General features: G+C 70.3%; 17 protein-coding genes. 7 read left to right on the top strand and 10 right to left on the bottom strand.

The window, feature by feature from the left end; genetic code table 11:
* The first annotated feature begins 69 nt into the window (after positions 1 to 69).
* From ACXIZN_RS26885 to ACXIZN_RS26895, 3 genes are read left to right on the top strand one after another with little or no spacing between them, the layout of a single operon-like run.
* Positions 70 to 987, top strand: coding sequence for an ABC transporter ATP-binding protein (locus tag ACXIZN_RS26885; protein ID WP_257488917.1), 918 nt, complete (start codon positions 70 to 72; stop codon positions 985 to 987).
* Positions 984 to 2,018 (top strand): alpha/beta hydrolase family protein, encoded by a 1,035-nt coding sequence (locus tag ACXIZN_RS26890; RefSeq protein ID WP_457957679.1) that lies wholly within the window; start codon positions 984 to 986, stop codon positions 2,016 to 2,018. Before ACXIZN_RS26885 ends, ACXIZN_RS26890 begins: the two co-directional genes overlap by 4 nt.
* Positions 2,015 to 2,761 carry an ABC transporter permease gene (locus ACXIZN_RS26895; RefSeq protein WP_457957680.1) on the top strand — a complete coding sequence of 249 codons (747 nt, stop codon included), beginning with the start codon at positions 2,015 to 2,017 and terminating at the stop codon, positions 2,759 to 2,761. The genes ACXIZN_RS26890 and ACXIZN_RS26895 overlap by 4 nt, the downstream gene beginning before the upstream one ends.
* A 210-nt stretch (positions 2,762 to 2,971) precedes the next feature.
* Here ACXIZN_RS26895 and ACXIZN_RS26900 read toward each other — a convergent pair whose 3' ends face one another.
* Positions 2,972 to 3,517 carry a TetR/AcrR family transcriptional regulator gene (locus tag ACXIZN_RS26900; protein WP_457957682.1) on the bottom strand — a complete coding sequence of 182 codons (546 nt, stop codon included), beginning with the start codon at positions 3,515 to 3,517 and terminating at the stop codon, positions 2,972 to 2,974.
* Between the two features lie 43 nt (positions 3,518 to 3,560).
* Here ACXIZN_RS26900 and ACXIZN_RS26905 point away from each other — a divergent pair, with 43 nt between their 5' ends.
* Positions 3,561 to 4,682, top strand: a complete 1,122-nt coding sequence (locus ACXIZN_RS26905) for an FAD-dependent monooxygenase (protein ID WP_457957684.1) — start codon at positions 3,561 to 3,563, stop codon at positions 4,680 to 4,682.
* Here the strand turns inward: ACXIZN_RS26905 and ACXIZN_RS26910 are convergent.
* Both ACXIZN_RS26910 and ACXIZN_RS26915 read right to left on the bottom strand, forming a co-directional pair.
* Positions 4,627 to 5,301 carry a response regulator gene (locus tag ACXIZN_RS26910; protein WP_457957686.1) on the bottom strand — a complete coding sequence of 225 codons (675 nt, stop codon included), beginning with the start codon at positions 5,299 to 5,301 and terminating at the stop codon, positions 4,627 to 4,629. The genes ACXIZN_RS26905 and ACXIZN_RS26910 overlap by 56 nt on opposite strands.
* Positions 5,276 to 6,880 (bottom strand): histidine kinase, encoded by a 1,605-nt coding sequence (locus tag ACXIZN_RS26915; protein WP_457960600.1) that lies wholly within the window; start codon positions 6,878 to 6,880, stop codon positions 5,276 to 5,278. Before ACXIZN_RS26915 ends, ACXIZN_RS26910 begins: the two co-directional genes overlap by 26 nt.
* Before the next feature lie 115 nt (positions 6,881 to 6,995).
* On the opposite strand from ACXIZN_RS26915, the gene ACXIZN_RS26920 reads away from it, so the two are divergent.
* On the top strand, positions 6,996 to 7,205 hold the full coding sequence (locus ACXIZN_RS26920) for a hypothetical protein (protein WP_126737117.1): 210 nt from the start codon (positions 6,996 to 6,998) through the stop codon (positions 7,203 to 7,205).
* Positions 7,202 to 7,960 carry a hypothetical protein gene (locus tag ACXIZN_RS26925; protein WP_457957688.1) on the top strand — a complete coding sequence of 253 codons (759 nt, stop codon included), beginning with the start codon at positions 7,202 to 7,204 and terminating at the stop codon, positions 7,958 to 7,960. Before ACXIZN_RS26920 ends, ACXIZN_RS26925 begins: the two co-directional genes overlap by 4 nt.
* Positions 7,961 to 7,987: 27 nt before the next feature.
* Here the strand turns inward: ACXIZN_RS26925 and hutI are convergent, their stop codons facing one another.
* Genes hutI through hutH form a run of 5 tightly spaced genes read right to left on the bottom strand, consistent with a single transcriptional unit; the run spans position 7,988 to position 14,819 of the window.
* The gene (gene hutI, locus ACXIZN_RS26930) at positions 7,988 to 9,154 is read right to left on the bottom strand and encodes an imidazolonepropionase (protein ID WP_457957690.1); all 1,167 of its coding nucleotides are present in this window, start codon (positions 9,152 to 9,154) and stop codon (positions 7,988 to 7,990) included.
* Positions 9,142 to 10,446: a formimidoylglutamate deiminase gene (locus tag ACXIZN_RS26935; RefSeq protein ID WP_457957692.1), complete on the bottom strand. Its 1,305-nt coding sequence runs from the start codon at positions 10,444 to 10,446 to the stop codon at positions 9,142 to 9,144. The genes hutI and ACXIZN_RS26935 overlap by 13 nt, the downstream gene beginning before the upstream one ends.
* Positions 10,443 to 11,639: an allantoate amidohydrolase gene (locus ACXIZN_RS26940; RefSeq protein ID WP_457957694.1), complete on the bottom strand. Its 1,197-nt coding sequence runs from the start codon at positions 11,637 to 11,639 to the stop codon at positions 10,443 to 10,445. The genes ACXIZN_RS26935 and ACXIZN_RS26940 overlap by 4 nt, the downstream gene beginning before the upstream one ends.
* Positions 11,636 to 13,288, bottom strand: a complete 1,653-nt coding sequence (gene hutU / locus ACXIZN_RS26945; protein ID WP_457957696.1) for a urocanate hydratase — start codon at positions 13,286 to 13,288, stop codon at positions 11,636 to 11,638. Before hutU ends, ACXIZN_RS26940 begins: the two co-directional genes overlap by 4 nt.
* Before the next feature lie 4 nt (positions 13,289 to 13,292).
* Positions 13,293 to 14,819, bottom strand: a complete 1,527-nt coding sequence (gene hutH / locus ACXIZN_RS26950) for a histidine ammonia-lyase (protein WP_457957698.1) — start codon at positions 14,817 to 14,819, stop codon at positions 13,293 to 13,295.
* 339 nt (positions 14,820 to 15,158) lie between these two features.
* On the opposite strand from hutH, the gene ACXIZN_RS26955 reads away from it, so the two are divergent.
* The gene (locus ACXIZN_RS26955; RefSeq protein ID WP_457957700.1) at positions 15,159 to 15,944 is read left to right on the top strand and encodes an IclR family transcriptional regulator; all 786 of its coding nucleotides are present in this window, start codon (positions 15,159 to 15,161) and stop codon (positions 15,942 to 15,944) included.
* On the opposite strand, the gene ACXIZN_RS26960 is transcribed toward ACXIZN_RS26955, so the two are convergent.
* Together ACXIZN_RS26960 and ACXIZN_RS26965 are read right to left on the bottom strand one after the other, a co-directional pair.
* Complete coding sequence (locus ACXIZN_RS26960) at positions 15,932 to 16,147, bottom strand: hypothetical protein (RefSeq protein ID WP_125680489.1); 216 nt, start codon at positions 16,145 to 16,147, stop codon at positions 15,932 to 15,934. The genes ACXIZN_RS26955 and ACXIZN_RS26960 overlap by 13 nt on opposite strands.
* Before the next feature lie 215 nt (positions 16,148 to 16,362).
* Positions 16,363 to 16,638: an alpha/beta fold hydrolase gene (locus ACXIZN_RS26965; protein WP_457957702.1), complete on the bottom strand. Its 276-nt coding sequence runs from the start codon at positions 16,636 to 16,638 to the stop codon at positions 16,363 to 16,365.
* Positions 16,639 to 16,686 lie beyond the last annotated feature (48 nt).

Genomic DNA, 16,686 nt, shown 5'->3' on the forward strand with positions numbered 1-16,686 from the left:
GATGACTTCGGGGCACTGCGCCCGGGTGCCCCCGCGCCGGAGGATTCAGGGACACGAAGGAGGACGCGGATGATCACGCTTCGAGGACTCACGAAGCGCTATGGCGAGAAGACGGTGGTGGACGGGCTGACCTTCGCCGTCGAACCGGGCAAAGTGACCGGTTTCCTTGGACCCAACGGCGCGGGCAAGTCGACGACCATGCGGATGACGCTCGGCCTCGACGCGCCGAGCGCGGGCGAGGTCCTCATCGACGGCAAGCGATACGAGGACCTGCGATTCCCGTTGCGCGAGGTGGGCGCGCTGCTGGAGGCCAAGGCGCTGCATCCCGGCCGGAGCGCGGGCAAGCACCTCCTGGCGATGGCGCGCAGCAACGGGATCCCGGCGAGCCGGGTGGACGAAGTGCTCGCGACGGTGGGCCTCACCGACGTAGCGGGCAAACGCGCCGGGACGTTTTCCCTCGGCATGGGGCAACGACTCGGGATCGCCGGTGCCCTGCTGGGCGACCCGGGCGTGCTGATGTTCGACGAGCCGGTGAACGGCCTCGACCCCGACGGCGTCCGCTGGGTGCGGCAGCTGATGCGTCTCCTCGCGGAGGAGGGCCGCACGGTATTCGTGTCGAGCCATCTGATGAGCGAGATGCAGCTGACCGCGGACCGGCTCGTCGTCATCGGCAAGGGAAAGCTCCTCGCCGACGCGCCGGTCGACGAGTTCATCGCGGGCAATTCGCGGACGTCGGTCGTGGTGCGGGTGCCCGCTCCCGCCGACCTGCGTGTCCTCGAACAGCGCCTCCGCGCACTCGGCGCGACCACGGAATCCGATCAGGACGAGCTGCTCGTGCACGACCTGCCCGTCCACCTCGTCGGTGACGCGGTGCACGAACTCGGGATCCGCGTGCACGGGCTGGCCGAACGGACCGCGTCACTGGAACAGGCGTACATGGAACTGACCGCGTCGTCGGTCGAATACGGAACGGGAGTCGCGGCGTGAAATCACTCATCGTCATGGTGGCGGTGATCGCCGGCCTGCTGGGGGTGCCGGCGGCCGCGTCGGCGGCACCGGAACTGTCGCTGCCCGCTCCGGGCGGCCCGCTCCCGATCGGGCTGCGCACGCTGCACCTCACCGATCAGCGGCGAGCCGACCCTTGGGTGCCGGAGAAGCGGCGCGAACTGATGGTCAACGTCTGGTACCCGGCCGTCCCGATCGGGCGCGCGCCGCTGTACATGACCAACGCCGAGTCCGCGGCGACCGTCGCCGGGCGGAAACTCGACCTGCCGCCGGACGCCCTGAGCAAGGTGCGGGTCCACTCCCGCGAAAACGCGCCCGCGCTGCCCGGACGACGTCCGCTGGTGGTGCTCTCACCGGGGGCGGGCAACAACCGGATCACCCTGACCTCGGTCGCCGAACACCTTGCCACGCAAGGCTTCGTGGTCGCCGGGATCGACCACGCCTACGAAGCGTGGGCGACGGAATTCCCCGACGGGCTGCGCCAGTGTGTCGCTTGTGGACTCCCTGGTGAGCCGTGGCCCGCCGCGATCGCGAACCGCGCCGTGGACACGACGTTCGTCGTCGACACGCTGCTGAAGGACCGGCGCTGGTCGATCGACGCGACGAAGATCGGGATGGCCGGGCACTCCGCCGGCGGTTCGGCGACCGCCGCCGCGATGGCCGCCGACCGGCGGATCAAGGCGGGCGTGAATGTCGACGGTCCGTTCTACGGCACCATCTCGCTCGACCGGCCGTTCCTGCTGCTGACCAGCCCGACCGGCGAGAAGTACTTCCGGGCGTCCTGGAACGAGACCTGGCCGCGGCTCACCGGGCCGAAGAGGCAGGACCTGGTCGAGAACAGCGGTCATTCGTCGGTGACCGACGCCGCGATCCTGATCGACCAGCTGGGGCTACGGCCGCACCTCCCGCCGTCCGAAATCGAGAACCAGTACGGATCGATCGGCTCGCGGGAGGCGCTGAAGTTCTTCCGCGCCGAGCTGACCGGTTTCTTCAAGCAGTGGAGCGCACGATGAACGCGATCTCTTCGGAATGGACCAAGTTCTGGTCGGTCCGGTCGACCTGGTGGTGCCTGATCAGCGGGCTCGGCCTGATGCTCGCCTACTCGGCGGCGCTGGGTTTCGCGCTGCAGAACGGCAGCGACCGGCCGATGGCCCCGCACGCCGTGGTGACCGGAGCGGCGTTCTACCTCACGCAGTTCGCGGTGGTCGCGCTGGCGACGCTGTTCATGACGAGCGAGTACGCCAGTGGCAGCATCCGCTCGACCCTGCAGTGGGTCCCGGTGCGGAACCGGGTCCTCGTGGCGAAATCGGCCGTCCTGCTGCCGGTGCTGTTCGGCTTCGGCGTGCTGAACACCCTCGCCGGTGTGGCCATCTCTGCGCCGCTGATCCCCGCGCCGGACTCCTCGGTGGGCGAGGTCCTCGCGACCGCGGCGGGCATGGGGGCCTACTTCGCCCTGCTGGGTCTGCTCTGCCTCGGCCTGGGGACGGCGCTGCGCTCGACGGCGGGGACGATCGTGACGGTGTTCGTGCTGCTGGTGATGATCCCGATGTTCGCCGGCTCGCTGGGCTGGGAAGACCTCGTGAACTACTTCCCGGGCTTCGCGGGTGTCAACGCGATGGTCACGCCGGGGCAGCCGAATCCGATCTTCGGCGGTGTCGCGCCCTACGCGCCTTGGGTCGGCGTCGCGCTCTGTGCGGCTTGGGCGGCGGCTGGGCTGGTCACCGGTTCCACGGTGCTTAGGCGCCGGGACGCCTGAGGGGGAGCAAGGGACCTTTGCTACCACGCGGGGCACCCGGGCACGTCGCGAAAGCCACTTTCAGGACGTCAGATGTCCCGAAAGTGGCTTTCGCGACATCCTCCGTTCCAGACCGATGAGGGTGCTGGAGCCCTCCCGGCCAAGCGATAGCAAAGGTCCCTTGCTCTCTTTCCGCAGGTCAGAGCCCCAAGCGGTAGCAAAGGTCCCTTGCTACCCCGCCACCCCGAGCCCAGCCAAAACCTCCCGCGCCCCTCGCGTCAGCTCCTCGAGCCCCGGCGGCCGCAGCGAACCCGTCCCGGCCAGCGCGTCGAAGACCGTCCCCTCCAGCCACGCGACGAGCACCCGCGCGTGCCGGTCCGGCTCCGCCGATCCGCACGCGGCGAGCACCTCCGCGCACCGCCGCCGGATGACCAGCCCGCCCCGGTCGTAGGCCTCCCGCAGCTCCGGCCGCCGCGTCGCCTCCAGCGCGAATTCGTATCGCGCGAGCATCCGCGTCCGCCCGTTCGTGATCGCCGAGTGGGCGAACCCCGCCACGTACTCGGCCAGCCGTCCGGGTGGCGGATCGAGGGTGACCTCGTCGAGTTCGATCATCCGCGAGATCGCCAGCTCCAGCAGCGCCGCCCGCGTCCGCGCGTAGTACGAGGTCGAACCCGCCGGCAGCCCGGCGAACCGGTCGACGGCGCGATGCGTCAGCCCCCGCATCCCCTCGGCCGCGATGACCTCGATGGCCGCGTCCCCGATCGTCGCCTTTCGCACTCTACAAGTGTAGTAGTACTCTACAAATGTAGAGGAGGTCGACATGCGCAAAGCGATCGTGATCGGCGGGGGAATCGGCGGACTGAGCGCCGCCATCGGGCTGCACGGCATCGGCTGGGAGGTCACCGTCCTCGAACAGGCGCCGGAGCTCACCGCCGTCGGCGCGGGCATCTCCCTGTGGCCGAACGCCCTGCGCTCACTCGAAACGCTGGGCGTTCGCCTCGCCCGGCAACAAGAACAATCCTCCGGCGGACTCCACGACCGCGACGGCCGCCGCATCACCCGGTGGGACGCCGAGGCGTTCCGCCGTCACCACGGCCGTCCGCTCGCCGCCATCCACCGCGCGGATCTCATCGGCGCGCTCCGCGACGCCCTGCCCGAAGACTGTGTCCGCACCGGCGTGGAGGTCATGAGCCTCGACGATCTCGACGCCGACGTCATCGTCGCCGCGGACGGGATCCACAGCATGGCCCGCAAGGAACTCTGGCCACACCACCCCGAACCGGTGTACAGCGGCAGCACGGCCTTCCGCGCGGTGACCGCCCTCCCTCACCCGGCAGACCTCAGCACGAGCTGGGACGACGGGGCCGAGATCGGCGTCATCCCGCTGCACGACGGCCGCGTCTACTGGTGGGCGAGTTACGTCGCCGAACCGGGCGTCCGGCACGAGGACCCGAAGATGTATCTGCGAAACCGCTTCGGCGGCTGGCACGAACCGATTCCCGAGCTCATCGACGCGACGACACCCGAGACACTGCTCCACCACGACCTCTACCTGCTCGGCACTCCCCTGCCCGCCTACGTCAAAGGGCGTGTCGCGCTTCTCGGCGACGCGGCCCACGCGATGCCGCCGTTCCTCGGCCAGGGCGGCTGCCAGGCGATCGAAGACGCCGTCGTCCTCGCCGCCGCACTCAGCACCACCGAGGACGTCGACGCGGCGCTGAAGAGTTACGACGAGCAGCGCCGCCCGCGCAGCCAATCAGTGGTCAAAGCGTCGGTCCAGGCCGGAAAGATCGGCCCGCAGCTGCGCAACCCGCTCGCCGTGGCCGTCCGCAACGGCGTGTTCCGGCTCCTCCCCGGAGCGCTCACCGCCCGTATCGGCGCCGGCGTCAGCGGCTGGACTCCGCCTGTCCCCCGCCGACCAGCCCCGCCTCGTACGCGGTGATCGCGGCCTGCACCCGGTTCCGCGCGCCGAGCCTGCTGAGGATGGTGCTGACGTAGGCCTTCACCGTGCCCTCGACCACGAACAGCTTCGCGGCGATGTCCGCATTGGACAGTCCCGAACCGAGCAGCGCCAGCACTTCCTGCTCACGCGGGGTCAGTTTGCCGATCAGCGCCTTCGCCTCTTCGGCACGGGAGACCTGATTGCCGGAGAAGCGGGCGATGACGCGCTGCGCGACCTTCGGCGAAAGGAACGCCGCGCCACCCGCGACCGCGTGGATCCCGCCGAGCAGTTCACGGGGGTCACCGGATTTCAGCAGGAAACCGCTCGCGCCGAGGCCGAGCGCGCGTTCGATGTAGGCGTCCTCCCCGAACGTAGTCAGCATGATCACGCCCACCTCCGGCAGCAACCGGCGGATCTCCCCGGCCGCCTTGAGCCCGTCCATGACCGGCATCCGGATGTCGAGGAGCACGACGTCCGGCCTGGTCGCGCGGGCCTGCTCGACGGCGGCGCGGCCGTCCTCGGCTTCCGCGACCACCTCGATCCCGGCGTCCGCGGCCAGGATCGCCGACACGCCGGCGCGGATCATCGCCTCGTCATCGGCCAGCACCACCCGGATCATCCGGGTCCCCCCTTTGCTCATCTTCACTGATCACGTGCTTCGCCACGAGTCTCCCCTCGGCGAAGCACAACCGGTAGGCCTCGTAGTTCAAGTTGAACACGCTGCGCTCGGTGCCGTAGTACTCGCATGTCGCCCCCGCGGGAACCGGCGGCTCCACCGCCCGCGGCCGCGCGATCCGTTGACCGTCGGGCAGGAGGGACGCGATCTCGGCGCGCGTCTGGCCGATCCGGATGCGGTCGTAGTCGCCGCCGGGGAGTTCGGAGCGGTACCACTGGACGAGGAACACCGCACCGCTGATCCCGACCACCAGGCCGAACAGCCCGATCGGCACGACGATCGCCTGGATCAGACTGCGCCGCACGTCCCGGCGCGCACGTTCGAGTTCCCTGGCCGACGTCGACTGCCCCACCTCGGCGTCCATCGCCGCCTGGCTCTCGGGCGATTCCTCCGACGGCGCGGCGTCGTGCGGCAGGGTCGCGCCGACCTCGAATCCACCGTCGTGTGGGCCTGCCCGCAGGGTCCCGCCGACCAGCCGGACCCGCTCGCGCAGGCCGATCAGCCCGCGCCTGCCCGAAGCCCGGCCCGGCAACGGCCCCGCGGGCGGCGCCGTGTTGGTGACCACGACGTCCGTCCGTCCCGCCGACCGCGTCACCCGGACGGTGACGGCCGCCCCCGGCGCGTGTTTCACCACGTTCGTGACCGATTCCTGGACCACGCGATACGCGGCGCGGTCGACCATCTGCGGTTCGCCGTCGAGTGGTGCGTCCACAGAGGACTCGATCAGCACTCCCGACGCCCTGGTGCGGTCGAGCAGTTCGTCGATGCTCTCGTGCACCGGCTCGGTCGGTGCGTCGTCCTCGCGCAGGACCCCGATGATCTCGCGCAGCCGTTCGGTCGCCGTCGCGGCGCTCTGCCGCAACTCGCCCGCCGCCCGCCGCTGCTGCTCGTCGAGCCCGCCCGCGACTTCCAGCGCCGCCGCGCGCACCGCGATCAGGCTCAGCTCGTGACCCAGCGAGTCGTGCATGTCGCTGGCGATCCTCGTCCGTTCGCGCAGCCGCGCGCGGTCGGCGACGAGCCGCTGACGGCTCTCCATCTCCTCGGCACGCCGCCAGCCGTCGCGTGCCATGTCCTCGCGCTGCCGGATGTACCTGCCCAGCAGCCAGGGTGTCACGCCCGCGAAGACCAGGACGCCGAGCAGCGCTCCCCAGGACGCGAACCCGTCCTTGCTCCACACCAGCGCCACGGGGACCGCGATCACGGAAACGACGGCGAACACGCGCAGCATCGGCTTCGCGACCGGCCGCCGGTAGCCGGCGAGGTAACCCACCGCGACGAGGACGAACCCCTCCCAGATCGGCACCCGGCCGCCGAAGCTGCCCATGACGACGAAAGCGGCGAACATCGCGATGGCGAGGGAGACGAGCGGATACCGGCGCGACACCGCGATCGCGGCCGTGGTCGTGGTGAGCCCGAAGAGCAGCTCCCAGTGCCTCGTGCTGGATCCGGCGTCGATGACCACCCAGCCGCAGAGCCCGAGCCACAGGGCGACGTCCATGACCAGCCGCCGCCCGCGCCGCACGGGTTCCTCAGGATCCTTCACACGACAGGACGCTACAAGCCGTGAGGAGCGGTCCGCCATGGACGAAAGTAAAGGTCCCCTGCTTCCCCCGGTCGATGAGGCATGATGATCGACCATGGCCGAGCGCACACTCACCGGTCAGCTAGGCGGTCCTGTCCCGGCAGGCATCGAAGCCCTGGCCGACACCGAGAAGCAAGACCTCTCCGACGCGCTGCGCGACGCGCGCCACCGACAGGCCAAGGCCTTGGCCGAAGCGGGTGAAGAGGGCCTGAAGTACGTACCCGCGCTTCTGCGCGGCGCCGTACGCAAGGTGGTGGGCCTGTGACCACCGAAAACTTCGCCGCGCAGGCGGAGATCCTCAAACTCGCCCGTGTCCTCGGCACCACCCCGGAGCGGCTTTCGTACTTGGAGCGCGTGGACGCCGCCGAGCTCCAGACGTTCCGCGAGCAGGTCACGGACACGCTGTTCGACGCCAACCTCGCCGCCCTCGAGCGGATGGCGATGGCGAGCAAGCTCGTCCCGAGCCCGATCCTCGCGAAGATCGCCGAGAAGGTCTTCGGCCCGCTTCTGTGCGCGCGGATCGCCGGGCTGGTGGACGTCTCCCGGGGCGTCGACGTCGCGAAGCGGCTGAGGACGCCGTTCCTGGCCGACGTCGCGGCCGAGCTGGACCCGCGCCGCGCGAGCGCGATCATCGCCCGGATCCCGCTCGACACCGTCGTCGCGGTCGCGGGCGAGCTGGTGCGCCGTGAGGACTGGATCACCGTCGGCCGGTTCGTCGGCCACCTGCCCGACCCGACGGTGCGCCGGGCGCTGGCCGTCATCGGCGACGACGCGCTGATCCGGATCGCGTTCGTCCTCGACGACAAGAGCCGGATCGATCACGTCCTCGGCTTGCTCTCCGAGACTCGGTTCCGCGGCCTTCTGCAGGTCGCGGCGGCCGACGAGGACCTGTGGGCGCCGGTGCTCGACCTGCTCACCCGCCTCAGCCAGAAGCGGGTCGAGCAGTGGTCCCACCTGCTCGGCGAACTCCCGCCCGCCCTGCGCGAGCGCGTCCAGGAGATCCTCGGCCAAGCCTCCTGACCGCCGATGGGGAGCAAGGGACCTTTGCTACCACTTTGCGGCGAAACCGCTGGTCAGACGCTCCCCGCGGCGCCACACAGCGGCCGTCAGCGGCACCCCCGGCCGGTACGCGAGGTGTGTCGTCGAGGGCGCCTCCAGCACGTGAAGGTCGGCGCGCGCCCCAGGCCGCACGAAGCCCACATCGTCACGCCGCAACGCGCGAGCCCCGCCCGCCGTCGCCGCCCACACCGCCTCGTCGATCGTCATCCGCATCTGCAGCACCGCGGTCGTCACACAGAACGCCATCGACGTCGTGTACGAGCTCCCCGGGTTCGCGTTGCTGGCCAGCGCCACCGTCGCCCCCGCGTCCAGGAGCCGCCGCGCCGGCGCCAGCGGCTGCCGGGTCGACAGGTCACACGCCGGCAGCAAGGTCGCGACCGTGTCCGAAGCCGCGAGAGCCTCGACGTCCGCTTCGCTCAGGTACGTGCAGTGGTCGACACTCGCCGCCCCCAGCTCGACGGCTAGCCGCACGCCCGGCCCCTCCCCCAGCTGGTTCCCGTGCACCCGCAGCCCGAGCCCGCGCTCCCGCGCCGCCTTCAGCACCCGCCCGGACTGCGCCTCGTCGAACGCGCCGGTCTCGCAGAACACGTCCGCCCACCGCACGAGCGGCGCGACGGCGTCGAGCATGTCGCCGCATACCAAGTCCACATAGGACTCCGCGTCCGCGCCCGGCGGCACCAGATGCGCACCGAGGAACGTCACCTCGTCCGTCACCTCGGCGGCGATCCGCGCCGAACGCGCCTCGTCCTCGACGTTGAGCCCGTATCCGGTCTTCGTTTCCAGACAGGTCGTGCCCTGCCTCGCCGCTTCGCCGACGTGCCGTCGCAGATTCGCCGCCAGCTGCTCGTCGGAAGCCGACCGCGTCGCGTCGACGGTGACCGCGATCCCTCCGGCGCTGTACGCCTTACCTGCCATCCGCGCCTCGAACTCGGCGGTCCGGTCCCCGGCGAACACCAGGTGCGTGTGACTGTCCACCCAGCCGGGCAGCACCGCGCGGCCCTCGACGTCGACCCGCTCGTCCGCGCCGGGCGCGTCCGCGGCCGCGCCGACCCAGGCGATCGTTTCGCCCTCGACGACGACGGCCGCGTCGTACAGCTTCCCCAACTCGGCGTCGTTCGTGGTGAGCTCGCCGATTCCCGTGATCAGGACTGCCACAATGCCTCGATCTCCTTGGCCAAGACCGTTTCCGGCCGGTCGATCAGCTGATGCACGCCATCGCGGACGACCTCCCGCCCGGCGACGACGACATCCCGGACGTCGGCGCCGGAAGCGGCGAAGACCACTCCGGACGGCTCGATCCCCGCGGTCCGCACCGAACCGAGGCCGACCGTCACCAGATCCGCGCCCGCGCCCGGAGTCAGCGCGCCGACCTCGTCCCAGCCGACCGCGCCATGATCCGTGGCCGCCGCGAGCAGTTCCTCCGCGGTGAACCGGCCGCGCTTCTCGCTGACGAGCCGCTCGTTGAGTTCCAGCGCCCTGGTCTCCTCGAACGCGTCGACGACCGCGTTGCTGTCACTGCCGAGCGACAGCCGCACCCCCGCGTCCAGCAGCGTCCGCGCGGGGCCGATCCCGTCGCCGAGATCGCGTTCGGTCGTCGGGCAGAAGCAGGCGCGGCTCTCCGCCTCGCCGAGCCATTTGATGTCGCCCGGGGTCAGGTGCGTCGCGTGCACCGCGGTGAGCCGCTCGGTGAGCACTCCGTTGTCCCAGAGCAGGCCTGTCGGAGTCCAGTGATAGGCCGCCATGCACTGTTCGTTCTCGGCCCGCTGCTCGGAAAGATGAATGTGCAGCGGCCGATCCTCGGGCGTCCCGTTGTCCACTTCGGACAATTCGTCCTCGGGAACGGCACGCACGGAATGGATCGCGCCACCCACCCGGAACGTCTCGTCCTCCCGCAGTTCGCCGGCTCGTTGCGCCCACTTCGTGGCCGTCCCGTCGGAGAACCGCCGCTGGACTTCGTCGGGTTCGATGCCGATCCCACCCGCGAGATAGCACGTGTCGAGCAACGTCAGCCGGATCCCGGCGTCCCTGGCCGCTTGCCGCAGCGCCTCGCCCATCGCGTTCGGTTCGGCATAAGGCTTTCCGCCCGGAGCGTGGTGCAGGTAGTGGAACTCGCCGACGCTCGTGTAGCCGGCCAGCACCATCTCCGCGTAAACGCCGCGCGCCAGCCGATAGTACGAATCCGGATCCAGACGGGACGCGAGCGAGTACATCCGCTCGCGCCACGTCCAGAAGGTCCCGCGATCGTGATGCGTACGGCCACGCAGCGCACGGTGGAACGCGTGCGAGTGCCCGTTGGCGAACCCCGGCAAGGTGAGTCCATTGAGGACAGTGCCTTCGCGAGGCGCGTTCGCCGTCACCGAAGTGATCTTGCCGCCACCGACCTCGATCCGGACGGCATCGGCGATCCCGTCCGGCAGCCAGGCACGTTCGCACCAATATGTCGTCATGTTGACAGTTTCTCCAGAACGTCCGCGAGCGCGCGGGCACCGTGGTCGACGTCCGCCGCCTCGGAGAACTCCTCCGGCGAATGGCTGATGCCGGTGGGATTGCGCACGTAGAGCATCCCGGACGGGACGAACCCGGCGAGGATCGCGGCGTCGTGCCCGGCACCGGTCGGCAGTTCCGGCGGCCCGCCCAGCCAGGTGCCCAGGTCACGGCGCAGCGCGTCATCGAAGATCACGTCGTCGGAGTACGACTCCCTGCTGACCTCGACACGGCACCCTTCCTGCGCGGCCGCCTCTTCGGCCAGCTTCGCGATCTCGGCGACCAGCTCGGGCGTATCCGTGCCCGGCACCCGAGCGTCGAGCCAAAGGTCCACAGTGGACGCGATGACGTTGGTCCCGCCAGGTGTCGGCACGAGCCTGCCGACGGTCGCCCTCGCGTCGGCGGTCGCCCTCGCCAGTTTCCGTACGGCGAGCACGGTCTCGGCCGCCGGGATCATCGGGTCACGGCGATCGCCGATCAGTGTCGCACCGGCATGGTTTCCCTGCCCCTGGAAGGAGAATCGCCAACGGCCGTGCGCGATCACCGTGTTGCCGACGGCGACCGGAGAGCCGAGGTCGATCAACCCGCGTCCCTGCTCGACGTGCAGCTCCAGAAACCTCCCGATCAACCCGAGCCGCTCGGCGTCCCGGCCCACCCGCTCGGGATCGAGACCCGATTTCGCCGCCGCCTCGGCGAACGTGACGCCGTCCGGGTCACGCAGGCCTCGCGCCTTGTCCGCGTCGATGGTCCCGGTCAGCAGCCGCGAGCCGAGGCACGGCACTCCGAAGCGCCCGCCTTCCTCCTCGGCGAAGACCACGACGGCGAACGGCTTCGCGGGACGGAATCCCTTGGCCTGCAAGATCTCCACCGCGTCGAGCGCACTCGCGACGCCGAGCGGGCCGTCGAACGCGCCCCCGCCGGGCACCGAGTCGAGATGGCTGCCGGTGACGACCGCGTCCGGGCCGGGGGTGCCCCACCAGGCCCAGATGTTGCCGTTCCGGTCGGTCTCGACGCCCAGCCCCAGCCGCCCGGCGCGCTCGACGAACCATCCGCGCAGCTCGGTTTCGGCCGCGTCGAAGGCGTGGCGGGAGTAGCCACCGCGCTTCGGGTCGCGGCCGACATCCGAGATCTCCTCCAGCAGCGAGGACGCGCTCACTCGGCGTCCCGCATCGGCACGCGCACGCCGCGCTCGTCGGCGACCTCCGCCGCGCGGTCGTAGCCGGCGTCGACGTGCCGGATGACGCCCATGCCCGGATCGTTGGTGAGCACGCGCTCGAGTTTCTGCGCGGCCAGCGGGGTTCCGTCGGCCACGCTGACCTGGCCCGCGTGAATGGAGCGGCCCATGCCGACGCCGCCGCCGTGGTGGATCGACACCCAGCTGGCGCCCGACGAGGTGTTGACCAGCGCGTTCAGCAGCGGCCAGTCGGCGATCGCGTCGGAACCGTCGGCCATGCCCTCGGTCTCGCGGTACGGCGAGGCGACGCTGCCCGAGTCGAGGTGGTCACGGCCGATGACGACCGGCGCCTTGAGCTCACCACTGGCGACCATCTCGTTGAACCGCAGGCCCGCGAGGTGCCGCTCGCCGTAGCCGAGCCAGCAGATCCGCGACGGAAGCCCCTGGAAGGCGACGCGTTCACCGGCCAGCCGGATCCAGCGCGCGAGGGATTCGTTCTCCGGGAACAGTTCCAGCATCGCGCGGTCGGTCGCCGCGATGTCCTCGGGGTCCCCGGACAGCGCCGCCCAGCGGAACGGGCCGTTGCCCTCGCAGAACAGCGGACGGATGTAGGCGGGCACGAAGCCCGGGAAGTCGAACGCGCGCTCGCAGCCGCCGAGTTTCGCCTCGCCGCGCAGGGAGTTGCCGTAGTCGAAGACCTCGGCGCCCTTGTCGAGGAAACCGAGCATCGCTTCGACGTGCTCCGCCATCGACTCGCGGGCGCGTTCGGTGAACTCGTCGGGCTTCTTGTCCGCGTAGTCCTGCCACTCGTCGACGGCGACGCCCTTGGGCAGATAGGAAAGCGGGTCGTGCGCGGAGGTCTGGTCGGTGACGATGTCGACCTCGACACCGCGGCGCAGCAGTTCGGGCAGCACCTCGGCGGCGTTGCCGACCACCCCGACGGACAGCGCGCGCTTCTCCTTCTTCGCGGCCTCCACCCGGCGGATCGCGTCGTCGAGGTCGTCGGCGACCTCGTCGAGGTAGCGCGTCTCGACGCGGCGGTGGGCGCGCTGTGGGTCGCATTCGATGACGAGCGCGACGCCGTCGTTCATCGTGACGGCCAGCGGCTGCGCACCGCCCATGCCGCCGAGGCCGGCGGTGACGGTGAGCGTGCCCTTGAGGCTGCCTCCGAACCGCTTCTTGGCGACGGCGGCGAAGGTCTCGTACGTGCCCTGCAGGATTCCCTGCGTGCCGATGTAGATCCAGGACCCCGCGGTCATCTGGCCGTACATGGTCAGGCCCTGGGCTTCCAGGCGGCGGAATTCCGGCCACGTCGCCCAGTCACCGACGAGGTTCGAGTTCGCGATGAGCACGCGCGGCGCCCATTCGTGCGTGCGGAACACGCCGACCGGCTTGCCCGACTGGACGAGCAGCGTCTCGTCCTGCTCCAAGCTGGTCAGCTCGCGGGTGATCGCGTCGAAGCTGGCCCAGTTGCGGGCTGCCTTGCCTGTTCCGCCGTAGACGACCAGGTCTTCCGGGCGCTCGGCGACGTCGGGGTCGAGGTTGTTGTGGAACATCCGCAGCGCGGCTTCGGTCTGCCAGTTCTTCGCGGTGAGCGTGGTGCCTCGGGCGGCACGGACCGTGCGGGTCATGGGCTCAGACCTCCAGTTGGGCCGCGGCGAGGACGGCACCCGACGCGACGAGTTCTTCGGCGGCGGCGATCTCCGGCGCCAGATGACGGTCGGGGCCGGGGCCCTCGACCTTGGTGCGGACGAGATCCCGGACCCGGCCGGTGACCGGCGACGGGTCCAGGGGCGCGCGCATGTCGAGGGCGCGCGCGGCGGTGAGCAGTTCGATGGCGAGGACGGTGTTGAGGCCCTCGACGGCCTTGCGCAGCTTGCGCGCGGCGGACCAGCCCATGGAGACGTGGTCCTCCTGCATGGCGCTGCTGGGGATCGAATCGACCGAGGCCGGCACCGCGAGCCGCTTGAGTTCGCTGACCACGGCCGCCTGCGTGTACTGGGCGATCATGTGGCCGGAATCCACGCCGGGGTCGAAGGCGAGGAACGGTGGCAGGCCGTGCGAGCGGGCCTTGTCGAGCATGCGGTCCGTGCGGCGCTCAGCGATGCTCGCGACGTCCGCGAGCGGGATGGCGAGGAAGTCGAGCACGTACGCGACCGGGGCGCCGTGGAAGTTGCCGTTCGACTCGACGCGTCCGTCGGACAACACGACCGGGTTGTCGACCGCGGAGTGGAGCTCACGCTCCGCGACGAGTTCCGCGTGCGTGAGACTGTCGCGTGCGCCGCCGTGCACCTGGGGCGCGCAGCGGAGGGAGTACGCGTCCTGGACGCGGTTGCAGTCGGGGCCGCGGTGGCTCTCGACGATCTTCGAGTCCTGGAGCGCCGTCCACATGCGGAGCGCGCTCCTTGCTTGCCCGGGGTGCGGACGCAGCGCCTGGAGATCGGCCGCGAAGGCGCGGTCGGTGCCGAGGAGCGCTTCGACGCTCATCGCCGCGGTGATGTCGGCGGTGTCGAGCAGCTTGCGAAGGTCGGCCGCGGCGAGCAGGAGCATGCCGAGCATGCCGTCGGTCCCGTTCGTGAGGGCAAGGCCCTCCTTCTCCGCGAGAACGACAGGCTCGATGCCAGCGTGCTTCAGCGCTACGCCCGCCTGGACGACTTCGCCGTTGTACTCGACTTCGCCCTCTCCCATCAGCGCGAGCGCGATAGCGGCTAGAGGCGCGAGGTCACCGGAGCAGCCGAGGGAGCCGTACTCGTGAACGAGCGGCGTGATCCCGGCGTTGAGCAGGGCCGCAAGCGCTTGCGCGGTCTGCGGCCGGATGCCGGTGTACCCGCTGGCGAGGGTGCGGAGGCGCAGCACCATCAGCGCGCGCACCACCTCGGTCTCGACGGCCGGGCCCGCGCCCGCCGCGTGCGACCGGATCAGCGACCGCTGAAGCGCGGTGCGGCTCTCGAGCGGGATGTGCCTGGTCGCGAGCGCCCCGAAGCCCGTCGAAACGCCGTACGTCGGCGTCTCGGCGTGCGCGAGGTTGTCGATGTGCTGACGCGTCGCGGCGAGGTTCTTCTCGGCCGCTTCGCTGACCGCGACGGGCGAGTGGTCACGGGCGACCGCGACGACCTGTTCGGGCCGAAGCGGTTCGGAGCCCAGAAGTACGGTTTCCGGCATAGCCCCATTGGACAACGCCATGCCCGCTGGTGGGCGGCCCCAACCGGTGGTTGTGTCTGGTATCCAAGACACACACGGTGGGAGCAAGGGACCTTTGCTACCGCGCGGCGGAGGGGTGTGTGGACATAGAGACGTTGAGTGTCCCTATTTCCACACACCCCGCACTCCGCGTAGCGATGCGTACCGACCGTGTGGGTTTCAGGACATCTGACGTCCCAAAATCCACACGGTCACCTGCGAAAAGAGAGCAAGGGACCTTTGCTACCGCTCTCTCGACGTTGAGACAAGTGGCAGCAAAGGTCCCTTGCTCCCCCGCCGAAGAGGAAACAGGAGGTCGGCATGGGTGAGAGCAGCGAGGTCCCGGCTCTGCGGCGCGGCCTCGGCATCCTTCGCGCCCTCGCCGCGCGGCCGGGCCCGGTGTCGGCGGCCGCGATCGCGCGCGAGCTCGGCCTCCCGCGTTCGACGACGTATCACCTGCTCGCCGAACTGGAGGCCGCCGGTTTCGTGGCGCACTTGCCCGCCGAGCGCCGCTACGGCCTCGGCATCGCCGCGTTCGAGCTCGGCTCGGCCTACCTGCGGCACGACCCGTTGGAGCGGCTCGCGCTCCCGCTGCTGCGCAAACTCGCCGACCGCGTCGGCCACACCGCGCATCTGGGCGTGCTTCACGGCAACGAGTCGCTCTACCTGGTCAAAGAGCGCCCCACGCGCCCGGAAACCCTGGTGACCGAGGTCGGCGTCCGGCTGCCGGGCCAGCTCACGGCCTCGGGCAGGGCGATACTGCGGCATCTGCCGTCGCCGCATGTCCGCGCGCTCTTCCCGAACGCGTCGGCTTTCGTCCTGCGCACCGGTCGCGGCCCGCGCACCCTCGCCGAGCTGCGCCGCACGCTGAACGCGGAGGGCAGGCTCGGCTGGGCGGTCGAAGACGGGCACGTCACCGAAGGATTCGCCTCGGTGGCCTGCCCGGTCTTCGACCACGGCGGCCGGCCGATGGCCGCGATCAGCGTGACCCTCCGCCACCTCTGCCCGGGAGCCGAGGGGTGTGAGGAGACTTGGCCGGACCTCGCCGAGGAGGTCCGTCCGACCGCGGCCGAACTGACCAGCCGGATCGGGGGTCAGATGCGCTGAGCGTGCTTCTTCTGGACTCCCTCGAGCCCGAGCATCGCCAGCAGTTCAGCACAGTCGAGGGCGTCCGAAGCGTGCCCTGCGACGGTTCGAGCGGCTCGGCCGTTCTGCAGCGTGAGGCGGACTTCTTCCTCCGCTCGCACACCGGCCATCCGGCTCTGGTCTTCAGCGGGGTCGGGACGACTGGAATGCCTAGCCCAGGTCATCTGCCACCTTCTTCCGGCCCTCCGGCGACACGGGGTCGTTTCGAAAGAGGGCCATGGTCGGACACTCAGCATGACATCCCGCCCCGAGACAGTTCCCGGCGCGGGTGAATTGAGACAAAAAAGATCTAGATTTCGCTACTCTCCGTGATTCAAGAAAGACTCGAGCCGGGCATTGAACGGCGCACCCGTGTCGGGCACCAAATGCCCCATCCCCGTCACCACGTCGCGGTCGGCACCGGTCTTGGCCGCGATCGCGTCGGCGATGATCTCGTACTCCGGACGATCCCGGCAGCGGGCGGTTCGACCACGGTGAGCGTCCGGACCATCTCCGGCCGCCGCGCGGCGGCGAGCATCGCGACGATCGCGCCATAGGACAGCCCTACTAGATGCGCGGGCTCGTCGAGCACCTGCCCCGCGATCAACTCGGCGTCGACCTCGAAATCCTGTACGCCGTCCGGCGATTTCCCGTGCCCGGGACGAGCAGCGTCCACCGTTCGGTCAATGGGCGCTGAACCCGCCATGCCTCTCGGCCGCCGAGC

The organism is Amycolatopsis sp. TRM77291, from assembly GCF_054166285.1.